Source organism: Streptomyces sp. NPDC057543 (genome assembly GCF_042801895.1).
Classification (GTDB): Bacteria; Actinomycetota; Actinomycetes; order Streptomycetales; family Streptomycetaceae; genus Streptomyces.
In genome coordinates this window covers 38,490-60,344 of sequence record NZ_JBHVFF010000002.1, presented here as the reverse complement: position 1 = coordinate 60,344, position 21,855 = coordinate 38,490, and the positions used below count along the sequence as shown (strand labels likewise).

The following is a 21,855-nucleotide window of genomic DNA, read 5'->3' as shown; positions in this document are numbered from 1 at the left end:
ACACCCCAGGTCCGGGCCCGCGGAGCTAGGGATAGGCTGCCGCCGTCATTCCTCTTCTCCCTGGAGCCGGTCCATGAGCTCACGCAGGCATTCGCCGGAAAGCAGCGGTGCCGGGGTGCGTCCGGGCGCGGAGTCGGGTGCGTCGGGGCCGTTCGTGCTCGGCGTGGACTCGGGCGGTTCCGGTCTGCGGGTGGCGCTGGGCGTCCTCAACAGGTCTGCGGCAGTGGGTACGACGGTCTGCGCCGAGCCGGTACGTACCGGACCTGCGGGCATCGACGCGGACCATCTGCTGGAACAACTGCTGCCCGCCGCGCGCCTTCTGCTGGAGCGGCACGGCAGCGGCAGCGCCGAGGGCTTCACGATCAGCTCCGTGGCGATCGGCGCCGCCGGTATGGCGACGCTCGGCGGGCAGTTGCGCGCCGAACTGCCCTCGGCCCTGGAGCAGGCACTCGGGGTGCGCCTGCTGGCTCTCGCCGCCGATGCCGTGACCGCGTACGCGGGTGCGGTCGGTCAGCGTCCGGGGGCGGTCGTCGCCGGCGGCACGGGCATGATCGCGCTGGGTACGGATCTGACGAGCTGGCGCCGGGCCGATGGCTGGGGTCATCTGCTGGGTGACAGCGGTGGCGGCGCCTGGATCGGGCGGGCCGGTCTCGATGCGGCCATGCGCGCCCATGACGGGCGGCGCGGTGGGTCCGCCCCGCTGCTGGCCCGGCTGGAGGCCGTGTTCGGGCCTGCGCAGGAGCTGCCGGGGCTGCTCTATCCGCGTACCGACCGGGCTGCCGTGCTGGCCTCGTTCGCGCCCGAAGTGGCCGTGTGTGCCGGGCACGATCCGGTCTCCGCGGGCATTCTGCGCGAAGCCGCCGGACATATCGCGGCGGCGGCCGCCGCGGTGTGCCCCAAGGCCGGGGCCGACGACGAACCATGCGAAGTGGCCCTGACGGGCGGCCTGTTCCGGATGGGCGATCCGCTGCTCGTACCGCTGCGCGAGGAACTGTCCCGGCAGGTCCCGCAGGCACGGCCGGTCCCCGGTTCGGGTGATCCACTGGCCGGGGCGCTGTCCATCGCCCAGGCGTTGGCCACCGGCGATCTGCGACTGCCCCGCCACCCGACGCTGCTCCACGTACCCGGTGAAGGGCCCGGGAAGGAGCCGGGACAGGCGCCCGGATAGGTACCGACAGAGCAGGATAGTCAGCCAGTAAGCCGCTCAACGGATAAAAGTGGACAGATGACGCCCGACTGCCCCCTCCCCGAACGGAGGGGTACCCAAAACCAGTAGCATGCGGCGCCATGAGCACCCCCACTGGGCCCGCTTCCGGCCTGCCTGTACGAATGCCGCGACCTCGCCAGTCCGGACGGCACCGCCGCCCGGAGCCCGTGGTCGCACCCGAGGGCGCTGCCGCGCTCGTTCTCGCCGTTCCCGGTACCCCCTCTTCGGCCACGCGGAGCCTGGCCGAAGAGGTGATCAGCATCGCCCGTTCCGAGCTGCCCGGCCTCAATGCCCGGATCGGCTACCTCGACGGCGACGATGCCGAGTACCCCACGCTGTCGTCCGTACTCACCCACAGCGCCGCCGAGCGCGTCGCGCGCTACGAACAGGCGCTGGCCGTCGGCCGTGAGGTCGCCGAGCCCGAGGGGCCGTCCGCCGTCGTGGTGCCGCTGCTCGCGGGGCCGGACAGCGCTCTGATCCGGCGCATACGGCAGGCCGTGATGGACAGCGGTACGCAGGTCGAGCTGACCGATGTGCTCGGCCCCCACCCGCTGCTCGCCGAGGCGCTGCACGTACGGCTCTCCGAGGCCGGTCTGGCCCGCGCCGACCGTGCCAGGCTCTTCACCGTGGCGACGGCCGCCGACGGCATCGTGCTGGCCACGGTGGGGGGCGAGGAGGCCGTGCAGGCCGCCGGGATCACCGGCATGCTGCTCGCCGCCCGGCTCGCCGTACCGGTGATGGCCGCCGCACTCGACGTGGAGGGTTCCGTCGCTTCGATCGCCGAGCAGTTGACGGGCTCCGGCTCGGCGCAGCTCGCGCTCGCTCCGTACCTCGTCGGCCCCGAGGTGCCCGAGGGGCTGCTGGACGCCGCCGCGAAGGAGGCGGGCTGCGCGACGGCCGAGCCGCTCGGCGCGTATCCGGCGATCGGCAAGCTCGTGCTGTCGATGTACACGACGACGCTCGGCATCGCGCCGGCTGCGCCGCAGGGTGCGCAGGCGCACTGACCCGGTGCCGGTGCGTCCGGGCCCCTCGTCCGGATGTGCCGGGCTCGCGGACCCTGGCGGTGCGTGTGCCTCGATCGCCGGACAGACAGGAATCTCCTGACCCGTCCGGCGATCGCACGGTGCGCGGCGCAGTGGTGTCGCGAGCTCAGGCGAAGATCACGCAGGACGCGGCAGGGACCTCCAGTGCGCCCTCGTGGTGCGGAACGCCGGTCGCCGGGTCGACGGCGAACCAGCTGACGTTCCCGGACCGCTCGTTGGCCGCGTACAGCCATCGGCCGGTGGGGTCGAGCGCGAGGTCGCGCGGCCAGTGCCCGCCGCAGCCCACTGTCGTGACCAGGGTCGCCTGCTCACCCGTCGCGTCGAGCGCGAGAACGGAGATGCTGTCGTGCCCCCGGTTGGCGGTCCAGAGGAACCGTCCGTCGCGCGAGACGACCACCTCCGACGGGTACGTCACCGGGGCCGTGCCGCCGGCCGGTGCCTCGGGCAGCAGGAAGGTTTCACCGACCGGTTCGAGGACTCCCGTGGGGGCGTCCCACCTGCATGCGGTGACGGTCGGTTCGAGTTCGTTCAGGACGTAGGCATGACCGCCCGCGGGGTGGAAGGCCAGATGGCGTGGGCCGGTGCCCGGCCGCAGGGCCGTCTCGCCGTGTTTCCGCAGCACCCCGCTGGTCGGGTCGAGTGCGCAGATCCGTACGGAGTCGGTGCCGAGGTCCACGCTGAGCACCCAGTTCCCGGAGGGGTCCGGCAGCACCTGGTGGGCGTGCGGGGCGTGCTGGCGGCCGGGGTGCGGACCACTGCCCTCGTGCCGGAGCACGGTGGTGACCTCGCCGAGGGAGCCGTCGGCCCGCACGGACAGGGCGCTCACGCTGCCGGAGCCGTAGTTGGCGGTGAGCAGATGCCCGCACGCGAGCGCGAGGTGGGTCGGACCGCTGCCTTCGACCGGTCGGATCTCACCGATCGGCTGCGGCACATCGCCGGTGATGTCAAGGGCGGCGGCCGCGCCGCGTTCGGTCTCACTGACCGTGTAGAGCACCCTGCCGCCCGGCCCCGGCCCATGCCCCAGGAGGAGATACGAGGGATCGGGGACGGTGTCCGTCGCGCCGAGGGCCGTCAGCGCCCCGGTCTCCTGGTCCACGGCAGCGACGGTGATTCCCCGCCCGCCCGCCGAGGTGAACGACCCGATGAATGCCCGCCCCGCGCCGTTGCCCGCCGCACTGCTTGTCATCGCACTGCCCCTCTTCGCCGAGTGACCACGGCGGTTCTCGCCGTCGTGATCTTCCGGGGGCGACGGTAGCAGTCGGTCCTTCGAGGTCTAGACCACGAACTCGACTGCCGGCGGGGTCCTCGGGCGGCCTCACACACTGATCAGTGGGGCGCGCGGATCGCTGCGCAGCGGGGTGGCGAGTTCGGCGAGGGCCCGCTCCAGACCGTGCAGGTGGGCGAGCGCGGGTTCCGCGACGGCCCGGTGGTCCGGGACGCTCGGTGAGCTCGCCCGGTGCGACCGGTCCGAGTCCGTCAGTGCCTCCACGGCGGCCTCGACGCGCCAGCAGGCGGCGGCGAGGCGGGCGTCGTGGGACGCTTCCGGGTCCGCGGCGACGGAGGCCAGTCCCCGCACCTCCCGGGCGCAGGTGTCCAGTAGGGCGAGTACCTGCCGGGCACGGGCCTTGCGGGCGCGCAGCGGACTCAGCGGGTGCACCAGCGGGGCCAGGGACAGCCGCACCCGTCCGAGGAGCGCCTCCAACTCGGCGATCCGGGGCGCGGGATCGGCGGTCGGCGAGCCCGAGAGCCGCGCCGCGCCCTCGGCCGTACAGGTGTGTACGCAGCGCAGGGCCCGCTGGATCCACGCGTCGGTCGTCGCGTGTGTGGTGACCGGCAGCACGAGGAGCACCGCGAGCATCGCGCCGAGCGCTCCGGCTGCGGTCTCGGTGAGCCGCAGCACGAGCAGGGCCGGGTCCAGCACGCCGAGGAGACCGTAGAGCGCCCCGGCCATCACCGTCACCGAGAACACCATCCAGGTGTGGGAGACCGCGGCGGTGTAGAAGATCCCGAAGACACCGATCGCGACGAGGACCGCGCTGGGCACGCCCGATCCGTGCAGCGGAACGACGACGGCCAGGCCGACGGGGATGCCGATCAGTGTTCCCAGGATCCTGCGGAAGCCGCGTACCAGCGTCTCGCCTCGCGAGGCGGTGTTCACAAAGACCCACCAGGTGGCGCCCACGGCCCAGTACCAGCGCTGCTCGGACAGGAGCAGCCCCGCCACGAGCGCCAGGGCTCCCCCGGTGGTCGCCTGAATCGCCTGGCGTGTGGTCGCGCGGGCCAGCCCCTTACCGGTCACCGGGACGGGTACGGGGGCGGCGGGCAGCCGTCGCTCGTAGCACCACAGTCCGAAGCGTACGGTCGACGAGGCGAGCAGGGAGACGGCGACCGCGGAGTAGAGCTCGGGCAGCTGTCCGGGCAGTGTGTGGAGGAACTGCGTGGTGAAGAAGGCCATGAACGCGAAGACGCCCAGCGAGTGACCGCGTGGCCCCCATCGCCTGGCGTACACGCCCAGGCCCATGACGGCGAGGAACGCCGTGTCCCGCGCCAGGGGGTGGTCGTGCAGTACGGCGGCGAGAGCGAGCACGGGGAAACCGGCGGCCGGCAGCAGGGCGGTGGTGATCGCCTGGGCGCGCACCGTGGTGTCCAGCACCGTGAACAGGGCCAGCAGCGCGGCGAGACCGCCGGTGATCGCCCCGACGAGCGAGTGACCGGCCAGGCCGCACACCGCGACGGCCGACCCGATGCCGAGGACGGCCCGGACACCGCTGCGCAGCCGCAGTCGGCCCGGGTCCGGGGAAACGAACATCCTCTTCAGCACCGCATGCTCCCGCTTCTGCACACCGGTCCTGCGCACCGGCATGAAAAAGGCGCCGCGGGGATCCGCAGCGCCATCGACGGGTCCATCACAACATCTCTGCGACCTGTGGCTCAACCCGACAGGAGATCACTGGACCATTGGCCCAGATTCCAGGCAATTGTCTGCGCCACGGATAGGCCAACGGACCGGAACGGGACCGAACACCACCCGTAACACCCCGGCATGCATGTATGTGGCCGTCGCGTGGCGCACGACTCGATGCCACCTCGGCCGGGCGGGTGCCCATCAGTACTGGACAGAGGGCTGCGCGGGCAGTATCGCGGTCACTTCGTAGCCGCCGTCGGGGGTGGCTCCCGCGGCGAGTTCTCCGCCCAGCATCGCGGTGCGCTCGCGCATGCCGAGCAGGCCGTGGCCCGCGCCCGCCGAGGGCGGGGCGGCCCGGTCCGGCGGGCTGTTGGTGACCCGGACCGTGACGCCTGACGCGTGGTGGTCGATCCCCACCCGCACCTGCGCACCCGGGGCATGACGCAGGGCGTTGCTGAGGGCCTCCTGCACGATGCGGAATGCCGAAAGCTCGACGCCCGGTGACAGGGGGCGAGGCTCTCCGGTGGTCTCGGTGGCGACGGTGAGCCCGGCGCCGCGCGCATTGGCGATCAGTTCGTCCAGCCGGTCGAGGGTGGGCTGGGGGGCGTGCCGGGCGGCCTGCGGCGTGGGGTCCTCGGACCGCAGCACGCCGAGCACCCGGCGCAGTTCGGTGAGCGCGTCGACCGCGTTCTTACGAATGCCCTCGACGTTCTCCTTCAGCTCGTCGGACGGGTTCTCGACCAGGTGTGGAACGACCTGCGCCTGGATGGAGATGACCGACATGTGGTGGGCGACCACATCGTGCAGTTCGCGGGCGATCCGGCTGCGTTCCTCCAGAAGGGTGCGCCGCGCGCGCTCCCCCGCGGTGAGTTCCTCCTGTACGACCAACTGCGTACGGGCCACTCCGAGACCGCGGAGCGCGGCCCCGACGACCACCGAGATGATGAGGACCCCTAGGGCGAGACGCACGTTGCCGAGGTCGGGCCAGCGTCTGCTCGCGCCGCAGGCGAGTCCGACCAGCAGGGTGATCGTCAGGGTCTCGGCCGCGATCCGGGGTCGGACCCGCAGGGCGAGCAGGAACAGCACCGCGGTCTGCAGCACGATCCCGGCCGCGTCCCAGGGGTACGTCATGCCGCCGGGCACGGCGACCGCGGCGACCGGACCGGGGGTGGAAGCCGCGGCGAACGGGGTGACCACGACCATGACGAGCAATGAAGCCCACCAGGCCTGGACCGGGCGGAACAGCGCGGCGACGACCGCCGCCGACTGGATCCCGGCGAACAGGATGCCGAGCTGTATGCCCGTCCCGTAGCGGAAGGCGAACTGGTTGGTCTGGACGATGAACATGCCCACTGCGGCCATGCCGAGCGGCACCGCGATCACCGGCCGCCAGTCCAGCCAACGCGGTTGCCCCGGCTGCCCGTTCGGGTCGGCCGACGACGTCAGGAGATCCGCGCGCAGGGTACGGGGCACCGCCCGCAGCATCTGTGCCGACCGCTTGGCCATGTCTCCCCGTTTCATGGACCGCACCTTAGACATGCGGCGCCGCCTCCGCCCGTGCGGGACGCCGTTCGCGGACGACCAGGCTGTTGCTCCGCGCCCGGCCCCGCTCGTGACCGCGGAACGCCGCGCAGCAGATCAACAGCGCCCCGGCGAACGCGAGCAGCCAGCCCAGCCGGGCGAGTACCCAGCCGGGGTCGTCGGGGACGGTGTGCAGGCCCTGCAGGGTCCCGCCCACCAGGAGGCCGGTGGCGGTGACCGCGATCAGCGCTGTCTGGTGCCACAGGAAGATCGTCATCGCGGAGAGGTTCACCGTCGCCACCGCCGCCCAGAGGGCCGGGCGTCGCAGCGCCCGGCGCAGCGGGCCGAGCAGCAGCAGCGCCGCTCCGCACTGGGCGAGGCCGAAGGTGACCACGGCGAGCGTCGGCGGGTCGAGGTTGGAGATCCTCACGCCGGGCACTCCCACCATCGCCGCGGGGTAGCCGGCCCGGAGCACGAGTCCGGCGGTGGCGGCGGCTCCGCCGATCAGCAGCACCCAGCCGGTCCTGCGGCCGCACAGGTCGCCCCGGGCCCAGGCCGCGCCCAGGCAGTACGGAACCAGCCAGCCGGCCAGCACGTTGACCGAAGCGAACCCGCCGGGGGCGTCCAGGCCGAACCGGCAGAGATCGTTGATCAGCACGACGGCGAACGGCCACAGTGGATGCAGCCTCGCCACGAGCGGGGTCGCCGCGGTCAGCACCGCGAAGACCACCAGGAACCAGAGCGGGGACCACACGAGCTTGCACAGCGCGCGCACGGTGTCCTGGTCCGCTCCCGAGGCGAGCATCGTGCCCGCCGCCACGGTCCATACGAGCAGCACGACGACGACCGGCCGCAGCAGCCGGGCCATCCGCGTGCGGAGCCACCGGCCGTAGTTCTCGCCCCGGGCCCGGGCGGATGCGTAGCTCTTCGCACCGACCTGTCCACCGACCAGGAAGAAGACGGCAAGGGTCTGGAACGCCCAGGAGACCGGGGTGAATCGGGGCATGTAGTGCAGCGGGCTCGAACCGTGCATGGTGCCGCTGTCGACGACCAGCGCGGTCACCATCCAGTGGCCGAGGATGACGCCGAGGATGGCGAGGGCGCGCAGGGCGTCGACGGCACGGTCGCGGTCGGCGGGAGTGGCGGATTCGATCCGCCGGACGAAGTCACGCATGACGCTCTCCCGAGGGCTCTGCGGGCATGGCCGTTCCGGCCACAATCCGGACCATGGCGAGGGTTCCTTCCGTACCGGACGGCTTGCGGTGATTCGGGTACAGAAGCTATGGACGGGGCCTCGTAGTCCGCGTCACGCCGGGGTGTGAACCTGTTTCGTAGGTCTGGAGGACTACGGGTATGAGACGGGCACGGGACCGGAGCCGGGGCTGCGCCGGATCGGTGTGAACGGGCGGCCGACGGGCCGTTGGTACAGTCGCAGCCCGGATCGGCCTACCAGGAAGTGACCAACGGACCATGGCGGTGGACGCCCTCGACACCCGCATCCTGCGGTTGCTCATCGAGCAACCGCGTACCAGCGTCCGTGAGTACGCGCGCATCCTCTCCGTCGCCCGGGGCACTCTCCAGGCCCGGATCGACCGGCTGGAGCGGGACGGCGTGATCACCGGTACGGGACCGGTCCTGTCCCCCGCCGCGCTGGGTCACCCGGTGCTGGCCTTCGTTCATCTGGAGGTCACCCAGGGGCATCTGGACGAGGTCGGTGCGGCGCTCGCCGCGGTCCCGGAGATCGTCGAGGCCTTCTCGACCACGGGCGGCGGCGATCTGCTGGCCCGGGTGGTGGCCCGCGACAACGGGCATCTGGAGGATGTCATCCAGCGGCTGATCCGGCTGCCCGGCGTGGTCAGGACGCGTACCGAGGTGGCGCTGCGCGAGCGGGTGCCGCACCGGCTGCTGCCGCTGGTCGAATCGGTGGGCCGCTCGGTCCCCGGCGGCCCGAAGTGATCACCGCGCCGGCCCGCCGGATTCCCTGAACTCACCACACATTCCGGCCTCTTCGGCCTCTTTCGACCTCGACGGCACGCTGGTGACGCAGAGCACCCTGTTCCTCGGCTCAGCAACCGTGAGGCGCTGACGGTCCTGCGCACCGGCCGGTTCCGGCGTCCTGATCCGGCCTGATCCGGCCTCATTCCAGCGAAAGACCCTCGCTCCGGAGGATCTTGTACGGGGCCGAACGCCATACCCAAAGTGCGGAATCCGCGGTGCCACGGCCCTGTGGAGCACCTGAGAGCAGCGGGATGGCCACGCGGCGTGCCATCGAGGTCCGACGGCCCGATATCCTGATCATGCCGCGCGTCCCTACCCGCCCCGACCCCCGTCGGGACGCAGTCGTGGCAGTCGAACGGCCCACAATTCGAGATTGGTGCACAGGTGCTGGTAGCTGGTCGGTACCGCTTGACGTCCCCCATCGGCCGCGGCGGCATGGGTGAGGTGTGGCGAGCCTCCGACGAAGTGCTCGGCCGGGCGGTGGCCGTGAAGCTGCTGCTGGGCGACCACGCGGACGAGTCGGCGACGGCCCGGTTCCGCCTGGAGGCGCAGACGGCGGCCCGCCTGAGCCACCCTCATCTGGTGGCCGTGTTCGACTTCGGTTCCTGGGAGAACCGTTTCTTCCTCGTGATGGAGCTCGTCGAAGGCAGAAGCCTGGGCGATCTGCTCGCGGCCGAGGAGCGGCTCGGCGCCGAGCAGGTCGCCCAGATCGCCGGTCAGGCCGCCGCGGGGCTCGCCGCCGCCCATCGGCAGGGCATCGTGCACCGCGACATCAAACCCGGGAACCTGATGCTGGACGCCGAAGGTTCCGTCAAGATCGGCGACTTCGGCATCGCCCAGTTCGTCGACGACCCTTCCGCCGCGCTGACCACCACGGGACAGATTGTCGGCACCAGCCTCTATCTCGCCCCGGAACGCGCCCTGGGCCGTACGGCCGGTGCGGCGTCAGACATGTACTCCCTCGGCTGTGTGATCTACCAACTCCTGCTGGGCGAGCCACCGTTCCGCTCCGACACGGCCACCGCCACGCTCTATCAGCATGTCGATACCGCGCCCGTGCCGCTCGGGCAGCGCGGCGTCGCCCTGTCCCCGGCCTTCGACTCCTATCTGCTGGGGCTGCTGGCGAAGCAGCCCGAGGACCGGCCCACCGCCCAGCAGGTCGCCGACTGGTTCCAGAGCGACGCGTGGCGGGGACAGCCGGAGCCCCTGCCGAGGTACGCCCCCGCCCCTCCTCCGATGGCGCCCGGCGTCCCCCGTCCCCCTTCATCCGCCGCCGCGTTCGGCGGGGCCCCGGCGCCGGCTGCCACGCAGCAGGCCGAGGGCTCGACGACGTACCGCATACCTCAGGCCGGTGGGCACAGACGGCGTGCGGCGGAGCGGGCCGCGCCGACTGTACGGCGCACCGGTGCCCGCGAGGCCATCAGACGTCGGCCCAGAGTGGCGAGCGCCATCGCCGGTACGGTCGCCTTCCTCGCGGCCGTGTACCTGGGGATGAACCTGTTCTCGCCGGATTCCAGCTCGGCCGGCACGCCGGACACCGGCTCCACCGCGACCACCGGCCCCGATGCACCTGCGCCCGGCCAGCCGGCGCAGGACAACGGGAACGACGAGGGCAACGGGGACAGCGGGGGCGACGAACAGGACTGAGTTCCGCTCCGGCGCCGCCCGGCCCTCCGGCCTGAAGCAGCCCTTCCGCGATCCGGGATCGTTGCGCGATCCCACCACCACGGCTTGACCGAAATCGCCTCCGGCAAGGAGACCGGCTGCGTCGATGTCAGGTGGGCGGCGCAGCACGAGCGCGTGCGCGCGCTGTCCCCGATGCGGCGGGAAGACGGCGACTTCCCCCGCCCTGCCGCGGTTCGCCGCGTACTGTGGGCCCGGTTCGCGCAACCCCCTTGTCCGGCAGGCCGGTTGGACGGTCGAAACCGCATGAAGGGGCGGCCCACCGGGCATATGACGGGTAACCGTCAGGGGGGTGGTGGCAATGGGCCGCATCAGGATCGTCCGACGCCCACAGCGGCCGTCGCAGCCGCCGCCCCTCGATCTGCGGACCCCGTCCGGCCGCCCGCTGCCGTACTGACCCGGCCCCGCAGCGCCTCGGCGTACCGCCGCCGGAACAGGACCTCGACATGGGCCATGTGCTGGATCTCGGTGGGGTCGACGCTTTCGTCGGGCGCGTGGATGAGGCACCGGCCGTTCCTCCACGCCCATCAGGATGATCTCGGCGCGGGGAAGGAATTGTCGCGATCTCCGCCCTGTCGCATCTCGAAACCGGCGCACCCGGCTTTCAGCGCACAGCGGTTGACCACGCGTCAGGCCGGAGCCCGGTGTCCGGGCCTGGTTCCGTACCGGCTCTCCTTGATCGATGATGATGCCCGGGGCCGTCGTTCTCGGTACGGCACCTGCTGTCCCGGGTACAGGAAGAGGTTCGCCATGCGGGAAACGACGCCGGACCGGTCTCCGTCGGACGACCGGTCTCCGTCGGACGGTCCGACCGTCCACGGCTCGGACGAGGATGCCCAGGTGATCGTGGTGGGAGCAGGGCCGGCGGGCTCGGCCGCGGCCTTCCACCTCGCCAGGGCGGGCGTCGATGTCCTGCTCCTGGAGAAGTCCCGCTTTCCCCGGGAAAAGGTGTGCGGGGACGGCTTGACTCCACGGGCCGTGTATCAGCTCATCCGGATGGGCGTCGACATCAAGGCTCCGGGGTGGACGCGTTCGCGCGGGATGCGATGGGTGGCCGGGGACCATCAGGTGCACATCGACTGGCCCGCGCTCGGGCGGTACCCGGATTTCGGGCTCTCGCGCAGCCGACACGACTTCGACGACATCCTGGCCCGGCACGCCGTCGCCGCCGGAGCCCGGCTGCGCACCGGCGTCAAGGTGACCCAGCCCCTGACCGACCGCACCGGTCGTATCACCGGCGTCGGTGCCACGACCGAAGCGAAGGAGCCGGTCGCCTTCCACGCACCGATCGTCATCGCCGCCGACGGTGCCTCCGCCCGCCTCGCACTCGCCATGGGCCTGCAGCGGGACCGGAAGAGGCAGATCGCGACTGCCGCCCGCCGCTACTACCGCAGCCCGGAGCGCTCCCGGGAGGAGTACCTGGAGCTGTGGGCCGACCTCCGCTTCCCGGGCAGTGATCACTACCTGCCCGGATACGGGTGGATCTTCCCCATGGGCGACGGCCGCGTCAACGTCGGTCTCGGTGCGCTGCCGCACCGACGGCACGGGAAGGCGGACCTGCGCGCCACGTTGGACGAGTGGCTGGCCCGTACCCCGCACGCCTGGGGACTGCGCGAGGAGAACGCCGAGGGCCCCGTCCGGAGCGCGGCCCTTCCGCTGGGCTTCAACCGTCATCCCCTCTACGCCCGGGGGCTCCTCCTCGTCGGCGACTCCGGAGGCATGATCAGCCCCTGGAACGGCGAGGGCATCGGCCAGGCCATGGAAGCCGGTGAAGTCGCGGCCGAGACCGCCACGCTCGCCCTCGCGCTCCCCAGGGGACCCGGCCGGGAGCGGGCGCTGCACGGCTACCCCGTCGAGATGAACCGCCGCTGGGGGCGTTACTACCGGCTGGGGAACACGGCCGCCGACCTCGTCTTCAGCCGTTCCGGCTTCCAGCCGGTCCTCAACCGTTACGTCATGGGGTCGCCGTTCCTGCTCGACACCCTGGCCCGACTGCTCACCAACCTCACGGACAAGCCCTCGCACGACCTGATCGACCATCTGCTCAACGGGGTCGTGCGCCTCGTCCCGGAACCGAAGGTGCGACGCAGGCGCTGACGGGCCCGGCGGGCCCATGCGGGTGCCCGTGGCTACGACCGGCGGCGGGGCTTCCCGCGCCTGCCGCCGCCCTTGGCGACACCGCCGGAACCGCTCCGCGGGCTCTTCCCGGACGCCTTGCCGGCTGTCTTCCCGGCGGCCTTCCCGGTGCCGGGCTTGCGCCGTGTGGTGCCCGTACCGGGGCGATCGGTCTTCGATTCCTTCGTTTGTGCCGGGGACTTGGGGCGACCCCGGGAACTGTTGACGGTCCGGCCCCGGACGATCCCGATGAAGTCCTCCACCAGGTCCGTCGTCTCGTCCTCCAGCCACGACAGCGCGACGCGCGACTCGGGGGCGTCCGACACCGGCCGGTACGTGAGGTCCTTGCGGTGGTGCAGGCGGGCGAGCGACTGCGGGACGACGAGGAGGCCCACTCCCGCCGCCACCAGCTCGATGGCGTCCGCCGTCGTGGCGGGTCGCTCGATCGCGGGCCGTCCCGGCCGGTGCTCCCAGACGAGGGTGTCGTCGAGCGGGTGGAGCACGATGTCATCGGCGAGATCCTCGGCACGGACCTCGTCGACCGCCGTGACGGCATGGTCCTTCGGGACCACCACGACCGTCGTCTCGGTGTAGAGGGGGATCGCGCTGAGGCCCGTCCGGTCGATCGGCAGCCGTACGAGACCCGCGTCGGCGCCACCACCCCGCAGCACGTCGGACGCCTCGGCGGCCGACACCCCGATGAGGGTCAGGGGGACGCCGGGCAGCCGCTCGCTCCAGATCCGCACCCACTTGGTGGGTGTCACCCCCGGGACATACGCGAGCCGGAACGAAGGGGTTTCATCCGAGCTTGTCACTCCGCCAGGTTACCGGCCCTGGTCAGAGGTAGCGCACATGCTCGATACCCTTGACACCATGACGTCGCACAAGACCGCCCAGACAATGAAGCCCGCGACCGCGGCAAAGAAGCTGGGTGTGTACCTAGAGGCCACCCCCGCCGAGTTCCAGGAGGGTGTCGTCACGCGCACCGAGCTGAACGCACTGCAGTCCGATCCGCCCGAGTGGCTGCGGGAACTGCGACGCACCGGCCCGCACCCCCGGCCGGTGGTCGCGGCCAAGCTGGGCGTCTCCATCTCGGGTCTCGCCCGGGGCGGAATCACGGACGCCCTCACCACGGAGCAGATCGAAGCGCTGAAGACGGACAACCCCGACTGGCTGCAGCAGGAGCGCACCACCCAGGCCGAGGTCCGGAAGGAAGCGGTGCGCATCAAGGAGAAGAAGGAGAAGGACGCGGCCCGCGGAGCGCGCTCCTGACTTCTGGCTCCTGGCCCCCCTCCAAGAGGGTTGCGGTACGGGGGGCCGTCGCCGTTCGCCGGGCCTACTCCTGCCCCGGCGTGACCGCCGGGATGTTCTCGGGGTTCAGCAGCCGGGTCAGATGGCGGGCCGAGGCGTCCCAGGACCAGGATTCCCGCGCCCAGTCGCGGCCCGCGGCTCCCATCTCTGCGGCCAGGTCGGCGTCGAGGAGTATCCGGGTCAGCGCACCGGCGACCGCCGTGGTGTCGGTGCCGTCGACGACGCGGCCGGTCCGGCCGTCGAGCACCGTGTCCGGAGCACCGCCCGAGTCGCCGACGACCACCGGCAGACCGCTCGCCGCCGCCTCCAGGAACACGATCCCCAGCCCCTCCGCCTCCAGTCCCGCCTTCCGGGTGCGGCACGGCATCGCGAAGACGTCCGCCGCCGCGTAGTACGCCGGCGTCTCGGTGTGCGACTTCCCGCCCACGAAGCGGACCGCCCCCTCGCCGTGGCGCAGCGCCAGCTTCCGTAGCCGTGCCTCGTCCGGGCCGCGTCCGACCACGACGAGCACCGCGTCGGGCACCTCCCGGCGGATCAGTGGCAGAGCCCGGATCAGCATGTCCTGGCCCTTGCGCGGGACCAGCCGGGCCACACACAGAATCACCCGCTTGCCCTGCAGACCGAGCTCGGCCCGCAGGGCGGACCCGGCGTCCGCGTCGGGCCGGTACACCTCCGCGTCGACCCCCGGTACCAGACGGCTCATCCGCGCACGCGGACCGAGGGACGGCTCGATCCGAGCCCGCGTGTACTGGCCGAGATACGTGACGACATCCACGCCCTCACCGATGCGGCGCATCATCCGGCGTGCACCGGGCGTCCTGGCCCACCAGATCTCATGGCCGTGGGTGGTCGCCACCATGCGCCGTATGCCACTGCGGCGCAGCGCCGGCGCCATCAGGGCGAGCGGCGCGGCGGCCCCGAACCAGACCCGGTCGCAGTCATGGGCTCTGGCTATCTCGACCGCCCTGCGGGTGACCCGCCCGGTCGGCAGCAGCGTGCCGCTGGTGTCACGTACGACAGGGAAGGGGAGAGCCGCGTCGTAGGCGGCGTCACCGGGCTCGCGCGACGTGTAGACCACCACGTCGTCGTCCGGTATCCGCGTCGCCATCGCGTGCACGAAGGTCTCGATGCCTCCCTGACGCGGCGGGAAATCGTTGGTGATGACAAGGGTGGAGCCCATGAACGTGTTGGATCCTTCAACTGGATGGGGTCGAGCGAGCCGTGAAGAGGTAGTTGCGGCAGTCGTCGGTCACGTCGGCCACACGTACCCAACTCCGTTTCTGCCAGCGATACATGGCGTAGTCGAGCGCGGCGAGCCGGCCGACGAGGTGGGCCGCCTTCATGTCGTACTTCTCGAGGTGCCGGTCCTCGATCTCCAGCAGGAGGGCGGGCCGGTGGCGCAGCAGTGTGCGCCGGGCGCCGGACAGCACGGCTGCCTCGGCCCCTTCGACATCGGCCTTGATGAAGTCGACCCGGTCCAGGCCCATGTGGTGGCAGAGCCCGTCCACCGTCCGCACCGGCGTGGGCACGGGGCGGGAGGTGGCGAATTCGACGTTGGGACCGGGTCCCGAGGCGCCGTCGGTGAGGTAGGCGCGGCCGTGGACGGGCAGCAGGCGACGCCGGGGCAGACTCATCGTTCCTTCGTGCGCGCGCTCGCCGAGCGCCATGCGGTGCACGGTGACGTTGTCGCAGCCGAGGGCGGCGGCCACGGTCCTGAGCCACTGCGCGGGGCCGTGCAGCGGTTCGACGCTGTGCACCTTCCCCGACGGTCCGGCCAGCGCGGACAGGCTCCAGGTGTAGAGGCCGTACTCGGCCCCGATGTCGAGGCAGACAGCGCCCGGCCGCACCAACGGCCGCAGTCCCGCCACTTCGTCTTCCACGAATTCCCAGCGCGGGGATGCCCAGCGCAACGCGAGCGCGACCGACACCACGCGCAGTCCCGGCTGTGGGCGAGCGCCGGACCGGGGGGCCGAGGGATCCGGCCGACGGGTCAACCTGCCGCTCATCAAACGCCTTTCAGCCTGCACGGGCGCACGGGTTCTGTTGCCGGAGCGACGCCACACGCGGTCGGCGTTCCATCGCATCATCGGATGCGGGGTGATCCCATCCTTCTTCAGAAGCAGATTGGCCCGCGCATCAGACCTGAGATGTACATCTCAGGTCTGGAACCGCAGGTCCGAAACCGTCATGAAGGAACACAGACCATGGCTTCACACCCTGGCCGGGCGAGCAAGCACTTCCTTCTGCTTCGACGAGCACAACGGTCGCCGCCCCCCTCAGAGGCATCAGTATCCGCCGGGGCGCACCAGGCCCGTCTCGTACGCGTGGATGGCTGCCTGGGTGCGGTCGCGCAGGCTCAGCTTCACCAGGATCCGGCTCACATGGGTCTTGACGGTCTGTTCCGCCACCACCAGCCGCTCGGCGATCTCCGCGTTCGACAGGCCCTGCGCGATCAGCGACAGGACCTCGGTCTCGCGCTCCGTGAGATTGCCGCTGCGGCCCTTGACCGGGCTGCGGGGGACGTCGGCCATCCGCGAGAACTCGGCTATGAGGCGCTTGGTGATGTTCGGGGCGAGCAGGGCCTCACCGGCCGCCACCACCCTTACCGCATGGGCGAGTTCGGCCGCGGACGCATCCTTCAGCAGAAACCCGGACGCACCGGCGCGCAGCGCCTCGTAGACATACTCGTCGAGGTCGAACGTGGTCAGGACGAGGACCTTGGTGGTGTCGGCGGGTGACGCCACGATGCGGCGTGTCGCCTCGATGCCGCCGACCCCGGGCATCCTGATGTCCATCAGTACGACGTCGGGGGTCAGTTCGGCGACCTTGGCGACGGCGTCGATGCCGTCCACGGCCTGGCCGACGACCTCGATGCCGGGTTCGGCGTCGAGCAGCACCGTGAAGCCCTGGCGAACCATCATCTGGTCGTCGGCGATCAGCACGCGGGTGGTCGTCACTGGTTGTCCTCGGCAAGGTCGGCGGGTTCGGCGGGCAGCATCGCGATCACTTCGTATCCTCCGTCGGGGTGGCGCCGAAAGCCAGGGTGCCATGTACCTGGGCGCCCGTGCGGGCCCTGCGTCAACGGCCCCCTGCAGAGGATCCTCGCGCAGCCACCGGATCAGGCACGAGGGGCATCAGGGATCTGTCCGTCCACGATCCGGGCGATGTTCTTCAGGGGTACGGAACCGGGCTCGAGATAATCGCTGTGCCCACCGGAGCCCGCGTCGAAGATCCGGGCGCCGAAGCCTTCGGACGCCGGGTCCGTACCGAAACCGACTTCTGTGTAAGGGAGTTGCAGGCGCAGGTGCGGCACGTCGGCGATCCAGTCGTCGCCGCCCCGGCCCGCCCAGACAGCGGCCGGGGTATGCAGGCCGGCCACGTCATCGACTCCGACGCCGGGGCTGCCGTACAGGACGAGATCCGCGATCCGCAGTCCGGCCGCGGCCCGTGCGCAGACGACGGAACCGTAGGAGTGGCAGAGCAGGGAGGTTCGGGCGGCGGGCTTGACCCTTCTCAACTCCCCTATGAATTCCCTTAGTTCCGGAGCGGCGTCCTGGGCTCGGCGTGAGGTCGCGGCGGCCAGGCTCACCGTGGCCGGCGTCTCGTATCCGAGCCAGGCGACGACGGCGGCCCGGTCGCCCAACTGCCTCCGCAGCGCCCTGGCGCCCCCCTTCAGGCGCCAGTAGTTGTCGACGCTCATGCCCGCGCCCGGGACCAGCACGGCGATCCGGTCGGCCCGGGACAGATCGCCGACCACCTCGACGGCGCGGCCTCCGTGGCGTCCGTCGAAGGAGAGGAGGTGGCGCGCGGGGCCGGCCAGCACGCGCAGCGCCTCGGCGCGCTTGTCGTCGCCGTGGTCGTGGGCCGCCCGCGCGGCCGCTCCGATGTCCGCGCGGGTCGCGGCGTACCGCGCGGTGAGGGCGCTCGGGGTGGCGGCGGGCAGCGTGCCCGGGACGGTGGGTGCGGGCGCCGGTACGTCGGTGGGCCTGACCGCACCCGAGACCGGTACGGCCACCGACGCGACGACCAGTGCGGTGAGCAGGGCGCGGCACAGACGTCTTCTGCGTGGGCGGGACGCCACAGGTGGTTCCTTCCGTACCGGATGTCATTCTCGATTCCGGTACGAAGCTATGGATCACACCTCGTAGTCGGCGTCCCGCCGGGGAGTGAACCTTGCGCGTAGTTCTGAAGTACGGGGGTACGAGGCTGATTGGGTCGACCGCCGGCTCGCGCGCTGCCGATCCGGGCCCCACTCGCAAGGACGCACGGGCCCCGGATCGGCAGCGCTCAGCGGCCGACGAGGTCGTGGGCGGTTCGGATGATGTGGGTGCGTGAGATGCCTGCGGCGTCGAGGAGTTCCGAGGTGGTTCCGGAGCCCGGAAGATTGCGTACGGCGAGGTGGGCGCATGCGGGAGCGAGTCGCTGTGCGGCGAGTGCGGACAGCACGGCCTCACCGATGCCGCCTTCGGGGTGGTGGTCCTCGACGACGATCAGCGCGCCCGTCTCCTGGGCGGCGTGGGCGAGCGTGTCGAGGTCCAGCGGCTTGACCGAGTACAGGTCGACCACCCGGGCGGGGATGCCGTCGGCGGCCAGCTGGTCGGCAGCTGCGAGACATTCGTGGACGGTGACGCCGGCGCCGATGAGAGTGACCCGGTCACGGTCGCTCGCGCGCAAGGTCTTGGACCCGCCGACGGGGAACGTCTCGTCGGGGCCGTAGAGGACGGGGTAGGCGCCCCGGGTCGTGCGGAGGTAGGAAATGCCGTCCAGGTAGGCCATGGCGGCGGTCAGGGCGGCGGCGGATGTGGCGTCGCTGGGGCAGAGCACGGTGGAACCGTGGACGGCCCGCATCATGGAAAGGTCCTCCAGGCCCATCTGGGACGGTCCGTCCGCACCGATCTCGACACCGCAATGGGTCCCGCACAGGCTCATGGAGATCTGGGAGACGGCCGCCATGCGGATGAAGTCATGGGCTCGGGTGAGGAAGGCCGCGAAGGTGGTGGCGTACGGGCGGTAGCCGCGCACGGCCATACCGACGGCGCTGGCGATCATCTGCTGCTCGGCGATGTAGGTCTGGAAGTACCGCTCGGGGTGGGCCTTGCCGAAGTCCTCCGCGTGGGTGGAATTGCCCACCTCGGCGTCCAGGGCCACGATGTCGGGCCTGGCGCCGATCGCGGCGAGCGCCTTGCCGAAGGCGACGCGGGTGGCGACGGATTCGCCGATCCGGAATTGCGGCAGCGTCACCTGCACGGGGGCGGCCGGGGCGGCGGCGGGGGCGGCGGGCGGCCGGTGGCCGCGAACGGTGAGGTGGCGTACGCCGCCCAGTTCGGCGATGGCGCGCGCGGCAAGGTCCTCGGGCAGCGCCTTGCCGTGCCAGCCCTCGGCGTCCGCGACCTCGGAGACGCCCTGGCCCTTGACCGTCCTGGCGACGACGACCGTGGGGGCCTGCCCGTCTCCCGCGACGGCCAGAGCACGCTCGACGTCCGCGAGATCGTGGCCGTCGACGACGAGGGCGCGACAGCCGAAGGCTTCGGCCCGGCGGGCGTAGGCGCCGGTGTCCCAGCCCAGCTCCGTGGGTCCCCGCTGGCCGAGACGGTTCACGTCGATGATCGCGACGAAGTTGGCCAAGCGGTGGCGGCCCGCCTTGTCCAAGGCCTCCCACACCGACCCTTCGGTCATTTCGCTGTCGCCGCACAGCACCCATACCCGGTACGGCAGGTGTTCCAGGTCGCGTCCGGCGAGCGCGATGCCGACGCCGTACGCGATGCCCTGGCCCAGCGAACCGGTGGCCACGTCCACCCAGGGCAGGACCGGAGTCGGGTGACCCTGCAGTCGAGCGCCATTTCGGCGGTAGGTGGTCATCAGTTCCTCTTCGCCGATCGCACCGGCGGCCAGGAACATCGCGTACAACAAGGGGGAGGCGTGGCCCTTGGAGAAGATCAGGTGATCGTTGGCCGGGTTCTTCGGGTTCTGCCAGTCGTAGCGCAACTGGCGCGTCATGAGGACGGCCATCAGATCCGCGGCGGACAGACTGGAGGTGGGGTGGCCCGAACCGACGGCGGTGCTGGCGCGGACGGAGTCCACTCGCAGCTGCTGAGCCAGCTGGAAGACCTGGTCGAGGCCGCTGTCCGGCCCGAGGGAGACAGTGTGGGTGTTCTGGGCCGTCATCGCGGTTTCCTCTCTCGTCCTGCCTTCTGATCCGGGCGTTCCGACCCGGGCGTTCGGCGGCCGCCGGCTCGCGGAGCGGGCGCAGGAACCAAACGCGGCGTCTGCGGCCCCCTGCCGACGGTATGTCCATGGCGCGGGGGCCGCGATTCAGCGGGGGCCGGGAATCGGCGGGTCGGGAGTCGGCGGCGGCCGCAAGGCGGCGGCCGGAAGGCGGCGAGGGCCGCGGTTCACACGCGTGCCGGCCCGATGGTGCGGTCCAGGAGTGCGGTCAGCGCCGTCCAGTGGCGATCGTCCGCTGCGCTGTCGTACCTGACGGTGTCCGCCTGGGTGAAACCGTGGTGCGCCCCGGTGTAGACCTCACTGTGGTGGCGCACGCCCGATGCGGTGAGCGCCTCGTCGAGGCGGTCGACCTGCTCGGGGGGCATCGAAGGATCCTGGTCTGCGTGACCGAGGTACAGCTCCGCGGTGATCCGGTCGGCGAGCAGGTGCGGGCTGTCCGCGGAGTCGGTGGCCAGGTTCGCGCCATGGAAGCCGGCCGCGGCCGCGATCCGCTCCGGGTACGTGCCTGCGGTGCGCAGAGCGAGGCCGGCACCCATGCAGTAGCCCGTCACAGCGACCGGCCCGTCGGCGGCCAGGGGGCAGTCCGCGAGCCAGTTCAGATAGGCGTCGGCATCCCGCATCGCCGGATCGGGTGTCAGTGAGCGCAGGATCGGGCCGAGACGCTCGAAGATGTCCGGCCGTCGGGCCGTATCGATGAATTCGGGCAGCTCGACCACCGGCGCCCGCCCATGGCGGTAGAAGACGTTGGGGACCAGGACGGTGTAACCGAATCCGGCAAGGCGGTCGGCCATCTTCTTCAGCTGGGGACGGAGTCCGAAGGCGTCCATGTAGAGCAGGACCGCGGGGTGCGGACCGCTGTCATCGGGATGGGCCAGGTAGGCATCGGCAGTGCCGTCCTGTGTGGGAATGTCCACGGATGTTCCGCGCACTGAGGACATGGGCGGTTCTCTTCTCTCGTCGGACGCTCCTCCGTGCCCGGTGGCAGGAGGTGTGCGGTTGCGGTCAGCGATCGTAGACGGTCGGTGATCGTTCGGCCGATTGTCCGGCCGTGGCCGGGGCACGTCGTCTGGGACGTTGTACCGGTCTTCCGACTCGGTATCGTCGTCCGGCAGCCCCGGTGAACGAGGCGTACGACACGAACGAACAGCACTCACGCGGACAGTAGGTGCAGTTCCCGGCAGGGAGCCAAGACGGTGAAGGACTCGCAATCCCGATGACAGAGAACTCCGACATGATCGACTTTGTTCGGGCGCGCCTCGCCGAGGAGGAACAGATCGCGCGAGCGGCGGGCGAAGAGAACTGGCGGTGTCCGGCCGGCGTGCCCGGCGAGGTCCACGACCGGTCCGGCGCCATCGCGTTCATCGTGCGGAATCGCGGGTTCGACCAGCACATCGCTCACCAGGACCCTGCGCACACATGCCGCCGCATCGAGACGAGCAGGGTCCTGCTCAATGAGTATGCGGAGGTCGCCGACAAGGACGCCGACCGCCCGGAGCACGACTTCTCATCCGGCCGTGCCGTCGGACTCGGCTTCGCCGTCCGACAGATGGCCGCAGAGCACGCCGGCCACCCCGACTACCGGGCCAAGTGGCTGCCGCGGTTCATCCAGTAGCGTCCGACGCCTGCCGCGGACGTCAGACGCTGCCGGATCCCGGAACGCCCGCGGCAGCGACTGCCGGGGGCGTTCCGTGACGCCGCCGCCCGGCGGGCAAAGCCCTGACCGGGGTCCTGTACGGCTGTTTCGTCCCCGCTCGGCCGCACCACCGCCCTTCCGCGCTGCTGGATGCATGGGGCAGGCGCACACTTGAATCGTGCGTCGGTCGTGCCGGTGATCATGTCCGCATACG

General features: G+C 71.3%; 18 protein-coding genes. 7 read left to right on the top strand and 11 right to left on the bottom strand.

Features of this window, described 5'->3' with window-relative positions:
• The first annotated feature begins 73 nt into the window (after positions 1-73).
• Both ACFU8Q_RS00855 and ACFU8Q_RS00850 read left to right on the top strand, forming a co-directional pair.
• Positions 74-1,168 carry an N-acetylglucosamine kinase gene (locus ACFU8Q_RS00855; protein ID WP_384446342.1) on the top strand — a complete coding sequence of 365 codons (1,095 nt, stop codon included), beginning with the start codon at positions 74-76 and terminating at the stop codon, positions 1,166-1,168.
• Between the two features lie 119 nt (positions 1,169-1,287).
• On the top strand, positions 1,288-2,211 hold the full coding sequence (locus ACFU8Q_RS00850) for a sirohydrochlorin chelatase (RefSeq protein ID WP_384446341.1): 924 nt from the start codon (positions 1,288-1,290) through the stop codon (positions 2,209-2,211).
• Positions 2,212-2,356: 145 nt separating this feature from the next.
• Here the strand turns inward: ACFU8Q_RS00850 and ACFU8Q_RS00845 are convergent, their stop codons facing one another.
• The 4 genes from ACFU8Q_RS00845 to ACFU8Q_RS00830 form a co-directional block, all read right to left on the bottom strand.
• The gene (locus ACFU8Q_RS00845; protein WP_384446339.1) at positions 2,357-3,436 is read right to left on the bottom strand and encodes a lactonase family protein; all 1,080 of its coding nucleotides are present in this window, start codon (positions 3,434-3,436) and stop codon (positions 2,357-2,359) included.
• Positions 3,437-3,565: 129 nt separating this feature from the next.
• Complete coding sequence (locus ACFU8Q_RS00840) at positions 3,566-5,071, bottom strand: FUSC family protein (protein WP_384446337.1); 1,506 nt, start codon at positions 5,069-5,071, stop codon at positions 3,566-3,568.
• Between the two features lie 285 nt (positions 5,072-5,356).
• Positions 5,357-6,676 (bottom strand): sensor histidine kinase, encoded by a 1,320-nt coding sequence (locus ACFU8Q_RS00835; RefSeq protein WP_384446335.1) that lies wholly within the window; start codon positions 6,674-6,676, stop codon positions 5,357-5,359.
• Positions 6,677-6,686: 10 nt separating this feature from the next.
• Positions 6,687-7,850: an acyltransferase gene (locus ACFU8Q_RS00830; RefSeq protein ID WP_384446333.1), complete on the bottom strand. Its 1,164-nt coding sequence runs from the start codon at positions 7,848-7,850 to the stop codon at positions 6,687-6,689.
• Positions 7,851-8,146: 296 nt separating this feature from the next.
• Between ACFU8Q_RS00830 and ACFU8Q_RS00825 the strand changes: the two genes are divergently transcribed.
• The 3 genes from ACFU8Q_RS00825 (at position 8,147) to ACFU8Q_RS00815 (ending at position 12,454) form a co-directional block, all read left to right on the top strand.
• A complete protein-coding gene (locus tag ACFU8Q_RS00825; RefSeq protein ID WP_384446331.1) occupies positions 8,147-8,632 on the top strand; it encodes an Lrp/AsnC family transcriptional regulator in 486 nt (161 codons plus the stop codon).
• A 477-nt stretch (positions 8,633-9,109) separates the two neighbouring features.
• Positions 9,110-10,321, top strand: coding sequence for a serine/threonine-protein kinase (locus ACFU8Q_RS00820; protein ID WP_384446403.1), 1,212 nt, complete (start codon positions 9,110-9,112; stop codon positions 10,319-10,321).
• Between the two features lie 786 nt (positions 10,322-11,107).
• Complete coding sequence (locus tag ACFU8Q_RS00815) at positions 11,108-12,454, top strand: geranylgeranyl reductase family protein (protein ID WP_384446330.1); 1,347 nt, start codon at positions 11,108-11,110, stop codon at positions 12,452-12,454.
• Between the two features lie 32 nt (positions 12,455-12,486).
• Here ACFU8Q_RS00815 and ACFU8Q_RS00810 read toward each other — a convergent pair whose 3' ends face one another.
• Positions 12,487-13,287, bottom strand: a complete 801-nt coding sequence (locus ACFU8Q_RS00810; protein WP_384446329.1) for a LysR family substrate-binding domain-containing protein — start codon at positions 13,285-13,287, stop codon at positions 12,487-12,489.
• A gap of 58 nt (positions 13,288-13,345) precedes the next feature.
• On the opposite strand from ACFU8Q_RS00810, the gene ACFU8Q_RS00805 reads away from it, so the two are divergent.
• A complete protein-coding gene (locus ACFU8Q_RS00805; protein WP_384446327.1) occupies positions 13,346-13,744 on the top strand; it encodes a DUF5997 family protein in 399 nt (132 codons plus the stop codon).
• 64 nt (positions 13,745-13,808) lie between these two features.
• On the opposite strand, the gene ACFU8Q_RS00800 is transcribed toward ACFU8Q_RS00805, so the two are convergent.
• The 6 genes from ACFU8Q_RS00800 to ACFU8Q_RS00775 form a co-directional block, all read right to left on the bottom strand.
• The gene (locus ACFU8Q_RS00800; RefSeq protein WP_384446325.1) at positions 13,809-14,963 is read right to left on the bottom strand and encodes a glycosyltransferase family 4 protein; all 1,155 of its coding nucleotides are present in this window, start codon (positions 14,961-14,963) and stop codon (positions 13,809-13,811) included.
• 16 nt (positions 14,964-14,979) lie between these two features.
• Positions 14,980-15,714, bottom strand: a complete 735-nt coding sequence (locus ACFU8Q_RS00795; protein WP_384446323.1) for an FkbM family methyltransferase — start codon at positions 15,712-15,714, stop codon at positions 14,980-14,982.
• A gap of 354 nt (positions 15,715-16,068) precedes the next feature.
• Positions 16,069-16,740, bottom strand: a complete 672-nt coding sequence (locus ACFU8Q_RS00790) for a response regulator (RefSeq protein WP_384446321.1) — start codon at positions 16,738-16,740, stop codon at positions 16,069-16,071.
• Positions 16,741-16,901: 161 nt separating this feature from the next.
• Positions 16,902-17,864 (bottom strand): alpha/beta hydrolase, encoded by a 963-nt coding sequence (locus ACFU8Q_RS00785; protein WP_384446320.1) that lies wholly within the window; start codon positions 17,862-17,864, stop codon positions 16,902-16,904.
• Between the two features lie 206 nt (positions 17,865-18,070).
• Positions 18,071-19,948 (bottom strand): transketolase, encoded by a 1,878-nt coding sequence (locus ACFU8Q_RS00780; RefSeq protein WP_384446318.1) that lies wholly within the window; start codon positions 19,946-19,948, stop codon positions 18,071-18,073.
• Between the two features lie 227 nt (positions 19,949-20,175).
• Positions 20,176-20,946 carry a dienelactone hydrolase family protein gene (locus ACFU8Q_RS00775; RefSeq protein ID WP_384446316.1) on the bottom strand — a complete coding sequence of 257 codons (771 nt, stop codon included), beginning with the start codon at positions 20,944-20,946 and terminating at the stop codon, positions 20,176-20,178.
• 275 nt (positions 20,947-21,221) lie between these two features.
• Here ACFU8Q_RS00775 and ACFU8Q_RS00770 point away from each other — a divergent pair, with 275 nt between their 5' ends.
• The gene (locus ACFU8Q_RS00770; protein ID WP_384446314.1) at positions 21,222-21,620 is read left to right on the top strand and encodes a DUF6221 family protein; all 399 of its coding nucleotides are present in this window, start codon (positions 21,222-21,224) and stop codon (positions 21,618-21,620) included.
• Positions 21,621-21,855: the final 235 nt, after the last annotated feature.

Coding starts and splice junctions, on each gene's coding strand:
- ACFU8Q_RS00780 (WP_384446318.1), bottom strand. CDS start 19,948: ATGACGGCCCAGAACACCCACACTGTCTCCCTCGGGCCGGACAGCGGC.
- ACFU8Q_RS00775 (WP_384446316.1), bottom strand. CDS start 20,946: ATGTCCTCAGTGCGCGGAACATCCGTGGACATTCCCACACAGGACGGC.
- ACFU8Q_RS00825 (WP_384446331.1), top strand. CDS start 8,147: ATGGCGGTGGACGCCCTCGACACCCGCATCCTGCGGTTGCTCATCGAG.
- ACFU8Q_RS00835 (WP_384446335.1), bottom strand. CDS start 6,676: ATGAAACGGGGAGACATGGCCAAGCGGTCGGCACAGATGCTGCGGGCG.
- ACFU8Q_RS00800 (WP_384446325.1), bottom strand. CDS start 14,963: ATGGGCTCCACCCTTGTCATCACCAACGATTTCCCGCCGCGTCAGGGA.
- ACFU8Q_RS00805 (WP_384446327.1), top strand. CDS start 13,346: ATGACGTCGCACAAGACCGCCCAGACAATGAAGCCCGCGACCGCGGCA.
- ACFU8Q_RS00820 (WP_384446403.1), top strand. CDS start 9,110: ATGGGTGAGGTGTGGCGAGCCTCCGACGAAGTGCTCGGCCGGGCGGTG.
- ACFU8Q_RS00770 (WP_384446314.1), top strand. CDS start 21,222: ATGACAGAGAACTCCGACATGATCGACTTTGTTCGGGCGCGCCTCGCC.
- ACFU8Q_RS00855 (WP_384446342.1), top strand. CDS start 74: ATGAGCTCACGCAGGCATTCGCCGGAAAGCAGCGGTGCCGGGGTGCGT.
- ACFU8Q_RS00845 (WP_384446339.1), bottom strand. CDS start 3,436: ATGACAAGCAGTGCGGCGGGCAACGGCGCGGGGCGGGCATTCATCGGG.
- ACFU8Q_RS00830 (WP_384446333.1), bottom strand. CDS start 7,850: ATGCGTGACTTCGTCCGGCGGATCGAATCCGCCACTCCCGCCGACCGC.
- ACFU8Q_RS00815 (WP_384446330.1), top strand. CDS start 11,108: ATGCGGGAAACGACGCCGGACCGGTCTCCGTCGGACGACCGGTCTCCG.
- ACFU8Q_RS00850 (WP_384446341.1), top strand. CDS start 1,288: ATGAGCACCCCCACTGGGCCCGCTTCCGGCCTGCCTGTACGAATGCCG.